This is a genomic window from Modestobacter marinus, from assembly GCF_011758655.1.
Taxonomy (GTDB): Bacteria; Actinomycetota; Actinomycetes; order Mycobacteriales; family Geodermatophilaceae; genus Modestobacter; species Modestobacter marinus.
Window position 1 is genome coordinate 200,057 of sequence record NZ_JAAMPA010000001.1, and the last position, 13,930, is coordinate 213,986.

The 13,930-nt window shown below is 76.0% G+C and carries 18 protein-coding genes; 5 read left to right on the forward strand and 13 right to left on the reverse strand.

All coding sequences use genetic code 11. The annotated features are described in order from the left end of the window. Nucleotides 1-45: 45 nt before the first annotated feature. From FB380_RS00950 to FB380_RS00970, 5 genes are all read right to left on the reverse strand, one after another. A complete protein-coding gene (locus FB380_RS00950) occupies nt 46-213 on the reverse strand; it encodes an antitoxin (protein ID WP_229682068.1) in 168 nt (55 codons plus the stop codon). 86 nt (nt 214-299) lie between these two features. Beyond that, the gene (locus FB380_RS00955) at nt 300-1,796 is read right to left on the reverse strand and encodes a leucyl aminopeptidase family protein (RefSeq protein ID WP_208382711.1); all 1,497 of its coding nucleotides are present in this window, start codon (nt 1,794-1,796) and stop codon (nt 300-302) included. Nucleotides 1,797-1,969: 173 nt separating this feature from the next. Then, nucleotides 1,970-2,137, reverse strand: coding sequence for a DUF3117 domain-containing protein (locus tag FB380_RS00960; protein ID WP_064972432.1), 168 nt, complete (start codon nt 2,135-2,137; stop codon nt 1,970-1,972). Between the two features lie 116 nt (nt 2,138-2,253). Continuing rightward, nucleotides 2,254-2,832: a DNA-3-methyladenine glycosylase I gene (locus FB380_RS00965; RefSeq protein ID WP_308423032.1), complete on the reverse strand. Its 579-nt coding sequence runs from the start codon at nt 2,830-2,832 to the stop codon at nt 2,254-2,256. Further along, nucleotides 2,829-3,737, reverse strand: a complete 909-nt coding sequence (locus FB380_RS00970) for a DMT family transporter (RefSeq protein WP_166753447.1) — start codon at nt 3,735-3,737, stop codon at nt 2,829-2,831. Before FB380_RS00970 ends, FB380_RS00965 begins: the two co-directional genes overlap by 4 nt. Before the next feature lie 176 nt (nt 3,738-3,913). Here FB380_RS00970 and FB380_RS00975 point away from each other — a divergent pair, with 176 nt between their 5' ends. Both FB380_RS00975 and FB380_RS00980 read left to right on the forward strand, forming a co-directional pair. Beyond that, nucleotides 3,914-4,378 carry a DUF2243 domain-containing protein gene (locus FB380_RS00975; RefSeq protein WP_229682030.1) on the forward strand — a complete coding sequence of 155 codons (465 nt, stop codon included), beginning with the start codon at nt 3,914-3,916 and terminating at the stop codon, nt 4,376-4,378. A 10-nt stretch (nt 4,379-4,388) separates the two neighbouring features. Next, nucleotides 4,389-5,138, forward strand: coding sequence for a cytochrome c oxidase assembly protein (locus FB380_RS00980; protein ID WP_229682031.1), 750 nt, complete (start codon nt 4,389-4,391; stop codon nt 5,136-5,138). Here the strand turns inward: FB380_RS00980 and FB380_RS00985 are convergent. The 4 genes from FB380_RS00985 to dapE are packed head-to-tail and all read right to left on the reverse strand — an operon-like array spanning nt 5,114 to nt 7,923. Next, nucleotides 5,114-5,578 (reverse strand): SRPBCC family protein, encoded by a 465-nt coding sequence (locus FB380_RS00985; RefSeq protein ID WP_166753449.1) that lies wholly within the window; start codon nt 5,576-5,578, stop codon nt 5,114-5,116. The two genes, FB380_RS00980 and FB380_RS00985, sit on opposite strands and share 25 nt — an antisense overlap. After that, entirely contained in the window at nt 5,571-5,963 is a 393-nt protein-coding gene (locus FB380_RS00990) for a DivIVA domain-containing protein (RefSeq protein WP_166753450.1), read from the reverse strand. The genes FB380_RS00985 and FB380_RS00990 overlap by 8 nt, the downstream gene beginning before the upstream one ends. Nucleotides 5,964-5,965: 2 nt before the next feature. Further along, nucleotides 5,966-6,796, reverse strand: a complete 831-nt coding sequence (locus tag FB380_RS00995) for an LOG family protein (RefSeq protein ID WP_166753451.1) — start codon at nt 6,794-6,796, stop codon at nt 5,966-5,968. After that, nucleotides 6,793-7,923, reverse strand: a complete 1,131-nt coding sequence (gene dapE, locus FB380_RS01000; protein WP_229682032.1) for a succinyl-diaminopimelate desuccinylase — start codon at nt 7,921-7,923, stop codon at nt 6,793-6,795. Before dapE ends, FB380_RS00995 begins: the two co-directional genes overlap by 4 nt. A 52-nt stretch (nt 7,924-7,975) precedes the next feature. On the opposite strand from dapE, the gene dapD reads away from it, so the two are divergent. Both dapD and FB380_RS25185 read left to right on the forward strand, forming a co-directional pair. Further along, on the forward strand, nt 7,976-8,959 hold the full coding sequence (gene dapD, locus FB380_RS01005) for a 2,3,4,5-tetrahydropyridine-2,6-dicarboxylate N-succinyltransferase (protein ID WP_166753452.1): 984 nt from the start codon (nt 7,976-7,978) through the stop codon (nt 8,957-8,959). 235 nt (nt 8,960-9,194) lie between these two features. Then, nucleotides 9,195-9,965, forward strand: a complete 771-nt coding sequence (locus FB380_RS25185; RefSeq protein WP_208382712.1) for a hypothetical protein — start codon at nt 9,195-9,197, stop codon at nt 9,963-9,965. Between the two features lie 6 nt (nt 9,966-9,971). On the opposite strand, the gene FB380_RS01015 is transcribed toward FB380_RS25185, so the two are convergent. After that, complete coding sequence (locus tag FB380_RS01015; protein ID WP_208382713.1) at nt 9,972-10,439, reverse strand: anthrone oxygenase family protein; 468 nt, start codon at nt 10,437-10,439, stop codon at nt 9,972-9,974. Next, on the reverse strand, nt 10,436-11,263 hold the full coding sequence (locus FB380_RS01020) for an NmrA family NAD(P)-binding protein (protein ID WP_166753453.1): 828 nt from the start codon (nt 11,261-11,263) through the stop codon (nt 10,436-10,438). The genes FB380_RS01015 and FB380_RS01020 overlap by 4 nt, the downstream gene beginning before the upstream one ends. Nucleotides 11,264-11,344: 81 nt before the next feature. Here FB380_RS01020 and FB380_RS01025 point away from each other — a divergent pair, with 81 nt between their 5' ends. Further along, nucleotides 11,345-12,283 carry an AraC family transcriptional regulator gene (locus FB380_RS01025; protein WP_166753454.1) on the forward strand — a complete coding sequence of 313 codons (939 nt, stop codon included), beginning with the start codon at nt 11,345-11,347 and terminating at the stop codon, nt 12,281-12,283. 49 nt (nt 12,284-12,332) lie between these two features. Here the strand turns inward: FB380_RS01025 and dapC are convergent, their stop codons facing one another. Both dapC and fdxA read right to left on the reverse strand, forming a co-directional pair. Further along, nucleotides 12,333-13,436 (reverse strand): succinyldiaminopimelate transaminase, encoded by a 1,104-nt coding sequence (gene dapC, locus FB380_RS01030; protein WP_166755953.1) that lies wholly within the window; start codon nt 13,434-13,436, stop codon nt 12,333-12,335. Further along, nucleotides 13,433-13,759 carry a ferredoxin gene (gene fdxA, locus FB380_RS01035; RefSeq protein WP_166753455.1) on the reverse strand — a complete coding sequence of 109 codons (327 nt, stop codon included), beginning with the start codon at nt 13,757-13,759 and terminating at the stop codon, nt 13,433-13,435. Before fdxA ends, dapC begins: the two co-directional genes overlap by 4 nt. Nucleotides 13,760-13,930: the final 171 nt, after the last annotated feature.

The window sequence follows — 13,930 nt, forward strand, 5'->3', positions numbered from 1 at the left end:
CCCGACGCGGCCGGGGCACTGGGCCCCAGCCGCGGGCACGGTCGGTTACTGGTTGCCGATCTTGCCGTCGGCGGCGTCCCGCCCCTTGTCGATCTGGGCGTCGTGCGTGCCACCGGTCTTCTTGTCGGCGAACTGCTCGCCCTTGTCCAGCGCGGAGTCGCTGACCTTCTCGCCCTTGTCGCTGTTCAGTGCGCCCTTGGCCTTGTCCATCATGCTCACGGGTGGTCCCCCTGTGATCCGGTCGCGCCGACGGCGCGGCTCGAGCCCGGACATGCCCGCCGACCGGCGCCGGCAACCACTCAGTCGCGGACGACCGGTTCCGGCAGCTCGGCCGGCGCGCCGGCCTCCAGCCAGCGCAGCAGCGTGCGGACGCCGAACCCCGTGCCGCCCTTGACCACCTCGGCGTCGTCGCTGCCGGCGCGTGCGGGGCCGGCGATGTCCAGGTGCGCCCACGGCAGGCCCCCGGCGAAGGGCTGCAGGAACAGCGCCGCCGTGGTCGACCCCGGGTTGCCCGGGGCGTTGTTAGCGTCGGCCACCTCGGAGTCGAGCTGCGCGCGCAGGTGCCCGACGTGCTCCTCGGTCAGCGGCATCCGCCAGCACGCCTCACCGGCGTGACCGGCTGCGGTGAGCAGGGCGTCGGCCAGCCCGTCGGCGGTCGCGTACAGCCCGGCGGTGCGCGCCCCCAGCGCCGTCCGCATCGCCCCGGTCAGGGTGGCGACGTCGACGAGCACGGTGGCCCCCAGCGCCAGCCGGGCGTGCGCCAGCGCGTCGGCGAGCACCAGCCGGCCCTCGGCGTCGGTGTTGCGCACCTCGGTGGTGCGCCCGCCCACGTGCCGCACGACGTCGGCCGGGCGGTAGGCGGCACCGGAGACGGCGTTCTCGCACAGCGCGACGACGGCGGTGACGGCGCCGGGCAGCTGCAACCGGGCCGCGGCGTCGACGGCGGCGAGGACCGCGGCGGCACCGGCCATGTCGGTCTTCATCTCGCGCATGCCCGCGTTGGTCTTGATCGATATGCCGCCGGTGTCGAAGGTGATGCCCTTGCCGACCAGCACCGGGTGGGCCGGTCCGGCGCCCCGCGGCCGGTAGGTGGCGACCACCACCCGCGGTGGGGACGCCGATCCCCCGCCGACGGCGAGGACCCCGCCGAACCCACCGGCGCGCAGCTCGTCGGCGCCGAGCACGGTGACCGTCACGCCGGCGACCGCAGCCAGCCGCCCACGGGCCTGCTCGGCGAGCCAGTCCGGGGTCTTGGTGCTGCTGGGGGTGTTCACCAGGTCGCGGGCCCACGCCACGGACTCCGCGGCGACCCGGCCGGCGAGCTCACCGGCGGCCACCGCCGGGTCGTCGGCAGCAGCAGCCACCACGAGCACCTCGGCGAGCCGGGTCGGGTGCGGGGTCGAGGTGTCCCGGAAGCGGTAGCCGGCCAGCAGCGCGGTCTCGACCGCCGTGCGCACCTCGTCCGCCCCGGCCGGGGCCACGCCGGTGTCCAGCGGCAGCACGAGCCGGCGGGCGCCGGACTCGGCGAGCGTCTGCGCCCGCCGGACGGCGACCGCCACGTAGGAGCGCAGGTGCGGCAGGGTGGCATCGCCCACCCCGACCGCCAGCACGCTGCGCGGGCGCCGGCTCTGCAGCGGCACGTTGGTGATCCCGCCGGGCTTGCCGCCGTTGCCGGTGTCGGCCAGGGCCGCGGCGAGGAACCCCGGGTCGACCGGCGGCTGGTCGGCCGCGGTCAGCCAGTCCGGCAGCGCGCCCTGGGCACCCACCGGCACGGCCAGGACGTCGTCGGCACCCATGACCGGCAGCGCCGGGACGACCTCGACCCGCGGCGACGGCAGGGCACCCTGGCGGGCTCCACCCTGAGGAGCCGCCTGGGACGACGGCACGGCCCCGGTCGCCGGCGTGCTGCCGGCGGCCGGGGCCGCGTCGTCGGTCGCGGGGCTGCCCGGGGGCAGACTCGCGTCGGTGTTCAGCTGATCGCGCCCTTCAGGGCCTCGGAGAGGGCGCTCGCCTCGTCGGGGGACAGCTCGACGACCAGCCGGCCACCACCCTCCAGCGGGACGCGCATGACCAGGCCGCGGCCCTCCTTGGTGACCTCGAGGGGACCTTCACCCGTACGCGGCTTCATGGCCGCCATGCGTGCCTCCTTCACCGGCCACCCACAGCCCGGTTGGACCGTGGTGTGGCAACTGTTCGTGCAGAGCTGTGCGGTCCATGATCCCGTATCCCCGGCCATCGACCAACCCGGACCCCTCAGTCCGGGTACGTGCCGGCCGCCCGGAAGCACGTCGCGACGTGGTCGTCGACCATCCCGGTGGCCTGCATCAGGGCGTAGGAGGTGGTCGGTCCGACGAAGGAGAACCCCCGCCGTTTCAGCTCCTTGGCCAGCGCAACGGACTCCGTGCTGGTCGCCGGGACGTCGGCGAGGGTCTCCGGCCGTGGCCGTCCCGCGGGCGGCGCGAAGGACCACAACAGCGCCGACAGACCCTCCGGCAGGTCGAGTGCCGCCCGGGCGTTTCGCACCGCAGCCGTCACCTTGGCGCGGTTGCGGACGATCGCCGCATCGGCCATCAGCCGCTCGACGTCGTCGTCGGTGAAGGCGGCCACCGCCGGGATCGAGAAGCCGGCGAACGCGGCCCGGAAGGCGGGGCGCTTGCGCAGGATGGTGATCCAGGACAGGCCCGACTGGAAGGCCTCCAGGGTGACCCGCTCGAACAGCGCGTCGTCGCCGTGCAGCGGCACCCCCCACTCCTCGTCGTGGTAGCGGACGTACTCGGGCGCGCTCGTCGCCCACCCGCACCGTTCCACCGACGCCGGCGTCTCCCCGGTCACGGGACGGCCGTGTCGAGGTCGTCGAACTCCGACCGCGCGGTGCGGACCGGGCTGCGCCGGGTGGCCAGCACGCAGCCGACCAGCACCAGCGGGAGCCCCAGGGCCAGGCCCAGGGTGAACGGCTCGTCGAGCACCAGGACGCCCAGCAGCACGGCGACCGCCGGGTTGACGAAGGTGATCACCAGCGCCCGCTGCGGGCCGGCCTCCCGGATCAGCGCGAAGAACAGCGCCAGGGCCAGCGCGGTGCAGACCGTGCCCAGCGCGAGCAGCGCCAGCCAGGCCTGCGGCGGCGCCTCGACGGCCTCGCCGAGCCGGGGCAGGGCGAACGGCGCGTAGACCAGGGCGGTGAACAGCAGCGCGAAGGACGCCGCCGTCACGCCCGGCACGTCGGGCAGCCGGTGGCTGATCACGATCGGGGCCACCGCGTAGCCCACCACCACCAGCGCGACCGCCCCGATCGCGCTGAGCTGCGCCCCGCCGACGTCCAGCCCCAGCAGGGCCACGATGCCGACCACCCCGATGAGCATCCCGACCACCCGCAGCGGGGAGAGCCGGTCCTCGTCGCCGGCGAGCAGGGCCGCCACCGCCGCCACGAACGGCACCGCCGCGACGAGCAGGCCGGTCAGCGAGCTGGACAGCGACTGCTCGGCCCACGGCAGCAGCAGCCAGGGCCCGGTCATCTCCAGCACGGTGAACAGCAGCAGCGCCCGCCAGTGCCGGCGCAGCGCGGTGCCCAGGTGCCCGCGGGCCAGGGTCCACGGCACGAGCAGCGCCGCGCCGATCGCGCAGCGCAGGAAGACCACGACGACCGGGGAGACGTCCTCGACCGCCACCTTGATCAGCAGGTACGGCAGTCCCCAGATCAGCGACATCGCCACGAACAGCGCCCAGCCCCGCCGGCTCACCCTCGTCCTCCCGCCACCACGCCCACCGGCACATCATGGCCGCCCGGTCCGACGGTCCCGGCGGGCCGCCGTCAGCTGCGTCCCACCGACCCGCGGTCCCGCCGTGGTGGCCGGCGTTTCCCCGGCGGGTCCGGCGGGCAGCGAGCGGGCACATGCCCGGAGACGACGGAGGCCCCGTGACCGCAGCCGACCCCGCGCGGACCGACCGTCGCCGGCTGCTCGTCTCCGGCCTGCTGCTCGGCATCGGCGCGATGGGCGCGCTCGACGAGATCGTCTTCCACCAGCTGCTGCACTGGCACCACTTCTACGACCGCGCCGGCGGGGACGCCGCGCTGGTCTCCGACGGCCTGCTGCACGCCGTCACCTGGTCGGCGACCGTGGCCGGCCTGGCGCTGCTCGCCGACGTGCGCCGCCGAGGCTCGTTCACCCCGCGCACGTGGTGGGGGGCGGTGCTGGTGGGCGCCGGGGCGTTCCAGACCTTCGACGGGGTCGTCGACCACAAGGTGCTGCGGGTGCACCAGGTCCGCTACGGCGTCGACCTGCTGCCCTACGACGTCGCCTGGATCGGTGCGGGCGTCGTCCTGCTGGCCGCCGGTCTCGCGCTGCTGGCGCGGGCCCGGACCCCGGCGGCCGACCGGTGAGCGCCCGCCCGTGACCGGCGTCGTCCTCGCCGTCCTGGCCCTGCTGGCGCTGGGCTACGTGCTGGCGGCCGTCGACCTGCGCTGGTCACCGCTGCGGACGGCGAGCTGGCTGGCCGGGCTGGCCGTGGCGGCGGCGGGGCTGACCGGCCCGCTGGCGCAGGCGCACGGCGACCTGCGGGCGCACCTGGCCGCCCACCTGCTCACCGGGATGGTGGCGCCGGTGCTGCTGGTGCTGGCCGCACCGGTCACGGTGCTGCTGCGGGCGCTCCCGCTCGGCCGCGCCCGCTCGGTGAGCCGGCTGCTGCGCTCGGCACCGGCCCGGGTGCTCGGCGACCCGTTCGTCGCGGTCGCGCTCAACGTCGGTGGGCTGTGGGTGCTGCACGGCAGCGGGCTGCTCGGCACCGTCGCGCACTCGCCCGGCAGCCACCTGCTGGTCTCGGTGCACGTGCTGCTGACCGGCTGGCTGGCCACCGCCGCCGTCCTGGCGGTCGACCCGGCGCCGCACCGGCGGGGCGTGGTGGCCCGCGCCGTCGCCCTGGGCGCCGGCATGGCCGGGCACGACGTGCTGGCGAAGTGGCTGTACGCCCACCCACCGGCCGGGGTGACGCACGCCGAGGCGGGCGCGCGGCTGCTGTACGACGGCGGCACCGTCGTGCACGTGGTCGTCGCCGCGCTGCTGTGGCGGCAGTGGTACTGCAGCCGGGCGGCGGTCCGGGACGCCGAGCAGGCGGCCGGTCAGCGCCCGTGGGCGCGGGCGTAGGCGGCGAACCGGCGCAGCGACAACCGCACGCCGGCGGCCATCACCGGGCGCACCAGCGGCCAGCCGGCCCGGCCCAGCGCGCCGAGCGGGAGGTCGAGCCCCTCGGTCCAGACGAACGTCGACCCGCCGCCCTCCCGGGGCCGCACCTCGAAGGTGCCGGTGCCGCGCACCACCCGGCCGGTGTGCCGCACGTCGACCCGGCGGGGCGGCTCCCAGCCGGTGATCAGCATGGTGTCGAGCACCCCCACCCGCCGGCCGAGCACCGGCAGCCGCACCCCGGTCGTCGCGGCCAGCTCACCGCCCACGCCCTGGCCGTCCTTCGCGCCGGCGCGGACGTCGGTGAGCAGCATCCACTCCCCCTGCCGGTCCCAGTCGACCAGCGCCGCCCACACCTGCTCGGGTGGTGCGTCCACGTCCACCTGTTCCACCAGCTCAGGCATCGGCCCGCCTCTCCTCGTCACTCCCGCGGCCGTCGCCCACGACGGGGACGCCTCCGGGGTCGGTGTCCTGCTGATCGGCTCCCCGGTGTCCCGCGGGGAGCTGCGCGCGCAGGGCCGCGATCTCCGCGTCCCGGTCGTCCAGCACCGAGGCCAGCTGGTCCAGCAGCCAGTCGACCTCGGTCATCCGGTACCCGCGCACGGCCACCGAGAGGCGCAGCGCCCGGACGTCGTCGGCGACCACCGCGCGGCCCTCGGGCAGCTGCACCGAGGAGCGCCCGGGCTCGGCCGGCGGCTGGGTCTCCCCCCGCCCGAGCAGCAGCGAGGCGCCGAGGAACAGCAGCCCGCCGACCAGCAGCAGGCTGATGACGAAGACGAGTCCGGTCATGCTCAGTCGTCGACCGGGGCGGGGTCGGGCACCGCCTGCCCGCCGGGGGGCTCCGACTCGTGCTGCGCCCGGGTGGCGTCGGCGGCCTGGATGATCGCGACCGCCTCGGCGACGTCGTCGGTGACGTGCAGCAGGTCGAGGTCACCCGGGCTCACCGTGCCCTGCGCCACCATCGTCTGCCGGATCCAGTCGACCAGCCCGGCCCAGTACTCGCTGCCGAACAGGATCACCGGGAAGCGGGTCACCTTGCGGGTCTGCACCAGGGTGAGCGCCTCGAACAGCTCGTCGAGGGTGCCGAAGCCGCCGGGGAGGATGACGAACGCCTGCGCGTACTTCACGAACATCGTCTTGCGCACGAAGAAGTAGCGGAACAGCACGCCGACGTCGACCCACTCGTTGAGCTCCTGCTCGAACGGCAGCTCGATGCCCAGCCCGACCGAGGTGCCCCCCGCGTCGCAGGCGCCCTTGTTCGCCGCCTCCATCGCGCCCGGGCCGCCGCCGGTGATCACCGCGTAGCCGGCGTCGGCCAGCGCGGCGCCCAGCTGCTCGCCGGTGGCGTAGTAGGCGGAGTCCCGGGGCGTGCGGGCGCTGCCGAAGACGCTGACCGCCCGCGGGAGGTCGGCGAGCAGCCCGAAGCCCTCGACGAACTCGGCCTGGATTCTCAAGACGCGCCACGGGTCGGTGTGCACCCAGTCGCTGCTGCCGCGCCGGTCCAGCAGGCGCTGGTCGGTCGTCGTCCCGGCCATCTGCGGGTCGGGCTCACCGCCGCGCAGGGTGATCGGGCCGCGGTGCCGGATCGGCCGCCGCCGCGCACCGTCGTCGGTCTGGCTCATGCGTCACTCCCGCTCAGGTAGGCGATCAGGGCGTCCTCGGCCGGCTGCAGCCGGTCGACCCGGACGTGCTCGTCGACCGTGTGGGCCAGGGTCGGGTCACCCGGGCCGTAGTTCACCGCGGGGATGCTGAACGCGGCGAAGCGGGCCACGTCGGTCCAGCCCAGCTTGGCCCGCGGCGGCTGCCCGACGGCGGCCACGAACGCCGCCGCGGCCGGCTCGGCCAGCCCCGGCAGCGCACCGCCGGAGGAGTCGGTGAGCTCGAGGGCGACCCCGGCGGCCAGCGCGTCGGCGAACACCTCGCGCACGTACGCCAGGGCCTGGTCCTCGTCCCGGTCCGGGGCGAACCGGAAGTTCACGGTCACCCGGCACTCGTCGGGGACGACGTTGCCGGCGACCCCGCCCTCGATCCGCACCGCGTTGAGCCCCTCGCGGTAGAGCAGCCCGTCGATCTCGACCTCCCGCGCCTGGTGGGCGGTCAGCGTGGCGAGGATGCCGGCGGCGCCGTGCACGGCGTTGACCCCCAGCCAGGAACGGGCGCTGTGCGCACGGGTGCCGGGCACGGTGAGGACGACGCGCAGCGTGCCCTGGCAGCCGCCCTCGACCACCCCGTCGGTGGGCTCCAGCAGCACCGCCAGGTCGCCGTAGAGCCAGCCGCGGCGCTCGCGGGCCACCCGGCCCAGCCCGTTGCGGACCGCCTCGACCTCCTCGTTGTCGTAGAAGACGAACGTGAGGTCGCGGGCCGGCTGCGCGCCGCGGACGCCGAACACCCCGGCCAGCCGCAGCATCACCGCGTCGCCGGCCTTCATGTCGCTGGTGCCGCAGCCGTAGAGCCGCTCCTCGCCGTCGACGACCTCGAGCCGGCTGGGCAGGTCGCCGGCGAGCGGCACGGTGTCCAGGTGGCCGGCGAGCACGATCCGGGTGGGCCGGTCGAGGTTCGTGCGGGCGAGCACGGTGTCGCCGACCCGCTCGACCTCCAGGCCGCCCAGCCCGCGCAGCGCGGCCTCGACGGCGTCGGCCAGGGGCCCCTCGGTGCCGGAGACCGACGGGGCGTCGACCAGCGCCCGGGTCAGGGTGAGGACGTCGGCGGACAGGTCCAGCGGGGGCAACGGCTCGTCGGCGGGGCTCACGACTGCCGAGGGTAGTGAAGGGGACGCGGCGCGCTGGGTAGCCTCGACGCCCGTGACGACCGCTGCAGAGACCACCGGCGCGAACGGCGTCGGCATCGCCACCCTCACCGCCGACGGGACGGTGCTCGACACCTGGTTCCCCTCCCCCACGCTCAGCGGGGCCGACCAGGGCGAGAGCGGCACCCAGCAGATCGGGGTGCTGGAGCTGGAGGGGCTGCTCGGCCCCGACTTCTCCGGGCTGGTGCGCAGCGACGAGGCCCGTGGCGTGCGGTCGGTCGCCGTCTCCACCACCATCGCCGACCTCTCGGCCCCGCCGGTCGACGCCCACGACGTCTACCTGCGCCTGCACCTGCTCTCCGCCCGGCTGGTCCGGCCGCACGGCATCAACATGGACGGCGTCTTCGGGCTGCTGGCCAACGTCGCCTGGACCAGCGCCGGACCGGTGCTCGCCACCGAGCTCGACGCGGCGCGCGCCCGGCTCCGTTCCGCCGCCGGGCACCTGACCGTCTTCGGGGTCGACAAGTTCCCGCGGATGGTCGACTACGTCGTCCCCTCGGGGGTGCGGATCGCCGACGCCGACCGAGTGCGGCTGGGCGCCCACCTCGCCGAGGGCACCACGGTCATGCACGAGGGCTTCGTCAACTTCAACGCCGGCACGCTGGGCCCCTCGATGGTGGAGGGCCGGATCAGCGCCGGGGTCGTCGTGGGCGCCGACTCCGACGTCGGCGGTGGGGCGTCGATCATGGGCACCCTCTCCGGGGGTGGCAAGCAGGTCATCTCGATCGGCAAGGGCTGCCTGCTGGGCGCCAACGCCGGCATCGGGATCTCCCTCGGCGACGGCTGCGTGGTCGAGGCCGGCTGCTACGTGACCGCCGGGTCGAAGGTGCAGCTCCCCGACGGGACGTCGATCAAGGCCGGCGAGCTCTCCGGGCGCGACGGTCTGCTGTTCCGCCGCAACTCCCTGAGCGGCGCGCTCGAGGCGCTCCCTCGCGACGGCGACTGGGGCGCGCTGAACGCGGCACTGCACGCCAACTGATCGAGGACCCCCTGCCGGGGACCGGGCGCCGCGCGGGCCCGCGTCTTCCAGGTTCCTGACAGCTCGGCGACCTACGATCGGCGCGATGGTGAGCACCCCGGTCGCGGGCCGACGGCCCCCGCCGCGGGCCAACCGCCCCGCCGCGCGCCCGGCACGCCGTCCCCCGGCCCGGCCCACACCCCGGCGCCCCGCGCGCCGGACGAGCCGTGGCCGGGCCCTGGGGCCATTGGTGCTCGTGGCCGTCCTCCTGGCCGCGGTCGCCCCGTTCTGGCGCGAGGAGGAGGGCACGCCGTCGGTGCTCGCCGGGTGCACGGTGCCCGGCACGGACGTCGCCGTCACCACGGAGCAGGCCGCCAACGCGGCGACCATCGCGGCGGTCGCGCGGTCGCGTGGCCTGCCGCCGCGGGCCACCGTCATCGCGCTGGCGACCGCGCAGCAGGAGTCCCGGCTGCGCAACCTGGACTACGGCGACCGCGACTCCCTCGGGCTGTTCCAGCAACGGCCCTCGCAGGGCTGGGGCAGCGAGGCGCAGGTGCAGGACCCGGTCTACTCGGCCGGCAAGTTCTTCGACGGCCTGGTCGAGGTGCCCGGCTGGGAGACCGGACGGCTCACCGAGGTGGCCCAGGCGGTCCAGCGCAGCGGCTACCCGGAGGCGTACCAGCAGTGGGAGCCGATGGCGAGCGCGCTGAGCGGCGCCCTGCTCGCCACCTCGCCCTCGGCCCTGGCCTGCGGCGCCGAGCCGGGCGCCGGGCCCGCCACCGTGGCCGACCGGACGGCCGTGGTCACCGAGGCCGCCCGGCGGGAGGCCGGTGCGCCCACGGTCGAGGCCGACGGCACCGTCTCCATCGCCGGTGCCGGCTGGCCGGAGGCCACCTGGGCGGTGGCGCACGCCGAGCGCTTCGGCCTCACCGGGATCGAGATGGACGGCTGGCGCTGGACGCCCGCGGCCGGCTGGGAGAGCACCCCGAGCACGTTCGAGCTCCCGCTCCGGCTCCGCCTGGCCTGACCCCGGTCAGTCGGCCGTCACCAGCACGAGGGCCGTCGCCGCCCCCGTGGCGGCGAGCGAGCGCACGGTGTTCCACCGGGTCCAGCGGCCGGCGTTCGCCCGCCACTCCTCCGCCGCACCCGGTGCCGCGGCGTCCAGCCGGGCCAGCGCGTCGTTGAGCGGGACGTTCGCCAGCACGGTGACCCCGACGACGCCGAACAGGTACAGCGCGACCCCGGTCAGCAAGGCCGGCCGGCGCTGCCCCGCGAGCTCGACCCCACCCAGCACCAGGCAGACCAGCGCCGTGCCGAAGAGCAGCGTCATGAACCCCGGACGGATCGCCGCCCGGTTGACCGACTGCATGGCCGTCGCCCCGGCCGCCCCGGGCAGGGCGGTCAGCGCGGGAACCACCATCAGGCTGAAGACGGCGAAGGCCCCGGCCACCAGCCCCGACCCGATCGTCGCGACCACCACCAGCGGCCGCTCCCCGCTCACACCCAGCTCCCGACGCTGCGGCGGACGGCGGAGGCGAGGTCGGTGGCCGGCCGGCCGAGCGCCTGCTGCACCCCGTCGGCGGGAGCGGCGTTCCGCCCGTCGAGCACCTCGGTGAACAGGTGATTCAGCAACCCGATCACGTCGTCGGGCACCCCGGCGGCGGCCAGCTCCGCGGCGTAGGCCGGGAACGGCACCGTGCGGAAGCACGCCGGCCGGCCGGTCGCCGCCGCGACCCCGGCGACCGCCTCGGCGAAGGTGAGCGCCCGGGGGCCGGTCAGCTCGTGGGTCCGCCCGGCGTGGCCGTCGTCCAGCAGGGCGGCGACGGCCACCTCGGCGATGTCCTCGGCGTCCACGAACGGCTCGACGACGTCGGCCACGGGCAGCGCGAGCTCACCGGCGCGCACGGCGTCGGCGAACTGGCCCTCGGTGAAGTTCTGCACGAACCAGCTGCAGCGCAGCACCGTCCAGCTCAGCCCGGCAGCGTCGGCGGCGGCCCGCACCGCCAGCTCGGCCTGCTGGGCGGCCGGCTCGCCGCGCCCGGACAGCAGCACAACCCGGCGCACCCCGGCCGCGGCGGCGGTCCGGGTGAACGCGGCGAGCACCTGGTCCGAGCCGGGCACGGCGAGGTCGGGGGCGTAGGCGAGGTAGACCGCCCCGGCGCCGGCCAGGGCCGGTGCCCAGGTACCGGGCTCGGCCCAGTCCAGGCGGCAGGCGCTGCTGCGGGAGGCCACCCGGGCGTCGACGCCCCGGGCACGGAGGCGGGCGGTGATGCGGCTGCCGGTGGTGCCGGTGCCGCCGGTCACGAGGATCGTCTGTGCGGTCATGTCGTCAGTACAGCCACCGCCGGCGAGACGATCCATGGCGCAGGAGCGCATATGCATACGTCGGCGTCTACGCTGCCCGATATGGACCCGGTCGCCGCGCTGCTGGGCGGGCCGCACGCCCGCGGCGCCTTCCTGTTGCGCTCGGTGCTGCGGCCACCCTGGTCGATGCGGATCGCCGACGAGGCCCCGCTGACCGTGCTCACCGTGCTGCGGGGGTCCGCCTGCGTCGTCCTCGCCGGCGACCGGACCGTGCCGGTGCCGGCCGGGGACGTGGTCCTGCTGCGCGGTCCGGAGCCGTACACGGTGGCCGACGACCCGGCGACGCCGCCGCAGGTGCGGGTCGGCCCCGGCCAGGTGTGCACGCCCGTCGACGGGGCCCCCGGCGACCGGATGGCCGGTCTGGGCGGGCGGTCGTGGGGCAACGACGCGGCCGGCTCGACGGTGCTGCTCACCGGCACCTACCCCGCACCGGGTGCGGTGGGCGAGCGGCTGGTGCGCGCCCTGCCCGAGCTGGTCGTGGTCCCCGCCGACGCGGGCACCCGGGCGGTGACCGAGCTGCTCGCCACCGAGATCGACCGGGACGCCGCCGGGCAGTCCGCGGTGCTCGACCGGCTCCTCGACGTCCTGCTGGTGTCGGCGCTGCGCACCTGGGCGGCCCGACCGGACGCCGGCGCCCCGGGCTGGTACCTGGCCGCCGGCGACCCGGTGGTGGGACCCGCGCTGGCCCTGCTCCACGACCGGCCGGCCGAGCCGTGGACGGTCGCCGCGCTGGCGACCGCGGTCGGGGTCGCCCGGGCGACCCTCGCCCGCCGGTTCACCGACCTGGTCGGCGAGCCGCCGATGAGCTACCTGACCGGCTGGCGGATCGCGCTGGCCACCGACCTGCTCCGCGACCCCGGCCTCACCCTCACCACCATCGCCCGGCGGGTCGGTTACGCCAGCCCCTTCGCGCTGAGCGCCGCGTACAAGCGGGCGACCGGCGTCAGCCCGGCCGTCCACCGGTCCACCCTGGTGGGCTGAGCAGGCGTTCGGGCCCTCCCGGCGGCCACGCTGTTGGCCTGAGCACCGGTCAGGCGGTCAGGCGCTCCACGGCGGCGTCGATCCGCTCGTCGGTGGCGGTGAGCGCCAGCCGGACGTGCCGGCTCCCGGCCGGACCGTAGAAGCTGCCAGGTGCGGCGACGATGCCCAGCCCGGCGAGCCAGTCGATCGTCGCCCAGCAGTCCTCGTCGCGGGTGACCCACAGGTACAGCCCCGCCTCGGAGTGGTCGATCCGCGCGCCGGCGGCCCGCACGGCCGGCGCCAGCCGGTCCCGGCGGGACCGGTAGCGCTCCCGCTGGGCGTCCACGTGCGCGTCGTCGGCCAGCGCCGCGGCCATCGCCGCCTGCACCGGGGTGGGCACCAGCAGGCCGAGGTGCCGGCGGACCTCCCACACCCGGCGGACCAGCGCCGGGTCACCCGACAGCAGGCCGGCGCGGTAGCCCGCGGCGGTCGACTGCTTGGACAGCGAGTGGACGGCCAGCAGACCGGCGTGGTCCGGTCCGGCGACGTCCGGGTGCAGCACGGACCGCGGCCGGACGCCCTCCCAGCCCAGCTCGACGTAGCACTCGTCGGCCACGACCGGCACGCCGTGCGCCCGGCCCCAGGCCACCCAGGCCCGGAGCTCGTCGTCGGTGAGCACCCGGCCGTGCGGGTTGCCCGGCGAGTTCAGCCAGACCAGGACGGCGTCCCCCGGCTCGGCCGGCGGGCTGTCGGTGCGCTGCACCGAGAGCCCGGCCACGACGGCACCCACCTCGTAGGTCGGGTAGGCGACCTCGGGGATCAGCACCGTCCCGGTGCCCGACAGCCCCAGCAGGGTCGGCAGGAGCGCGACGAGCTCCTTGGAGCCCACCGTCGGGACCACCGACGGCACGGCCCCCAGCGGGTCGGCCAGCCGGACGCCGAGCCGGCGCGAGAGCCAGCCGGCCGCCGCCTGCCGCACGTCCACGGTGCCCAGCGCCGTCGGGTACCCCGGGGCGTCCCCGGCTGCCGCCAGGGCCTCCCCCAGCAGGGTCGGCGTCGGGTCGACCGGCGTGCCGATCGACAGGTCGACGGCACCACCGGGGTGCTCAGCGGCGCGAGCGCGCGCAGGACCCAGCGAGTCCCAGGGGAAGTCCGGCAGCCGGACCGCGCTCAGCTTCCCTCGCCCTGCGGCGGGAGGGCGGCCACCAGCGGGTGGTCCTTGTCGATCTTCCCGGTCTTGGCGGCGCCGCCGGGGCTGCCCAGGTCGGAGAAGAACTCCACGTTGGCGTTGTAGAAGTCCTTCCACTTGTCCGGGACGTCGTCCTCGTAGTAGATGGCCTCGACCGGGCAGACCGGCTCGCAGGCGCCGCAGTCCACGCACTCGTCGGGGTGGATGTAGAGCATCCGGTCGCCCTCGTAGATGCAGTCCACCGGACACTCGTCGATGCACGCCTTGTCGAGGACGTCGACACAGGCCTGGGTGATGACGTAGGTCACGGGGTTCCTCCGGGACGTGCGGGGCGGTGAGCTCCCTGGCCGGCCAGGGAGTGCGGTCGATCATGTCCAGTATCACCCGAGGCCTCCCCGCTCAGCGCGATGGGTGGGCCACCGATCTGCCACCGGGGCGCGCCACCCGATCGGGGGGTGACCTGCTGCACACCCTCCAGG

Coding starts and splice junctions, on each gene's coding strand:
- FB380_RS00950 (WP_229682068.1), bottom strand. CDS start 213: ATGATGGACAAGGCCAAGGGCGCACTGAACAGCGACAAGGGCGAGAAG.
- FB380_RS00955 (WP_208382711.1), bottom strand. CDS start 1,796: ATGGGTGCCGACGACGTCCTGGCCGTGCCGGTGGGTGCCCAGGGCGCG.
- FB380_RS00960 (WP_064972432.1), bottom strand. CDS start 2,137: ATGGCGGCCATGAAGCCGCGTACGGGTGAAGGTCCCCTCGAGGTCACC.
- FB380_RS00985 (WP_166753449.1), bottom strand. CDS start 5,578: ATGCCTGAGCTGGTGGAACAGGTGGACGTGGACGCACCACCCGAGCAG.
- FB380_RS00990 (WP_166753450.1), bottom strand. CDS start 5,963: ATGACCGGACTCGTCTTCGTCATCAGCCTGCTGCTGGTCGGCGGGCTG.
- FB380_RS00995 (WP_166753451.1), bottom strand. CDS start 6,796: ATGAGCCAGACCGACGACGGTGCGCGGCGGCGGCCGATCCGGCACCGC.
- FB380_RS01020 (WP_166753453.1), bottom strand. CDS start 11,263: ATGACCGCACAGACGATCCTCGTGACCGGCGGCACCGGCACCACCGGC.
- FB380_RS01025 (WP_166753454.1), top strand. CDS start 11,345: ATGGACCCGGTCGCCGCGCTGCTGGGCGGGCCGCACGCCCGCGGCGCC.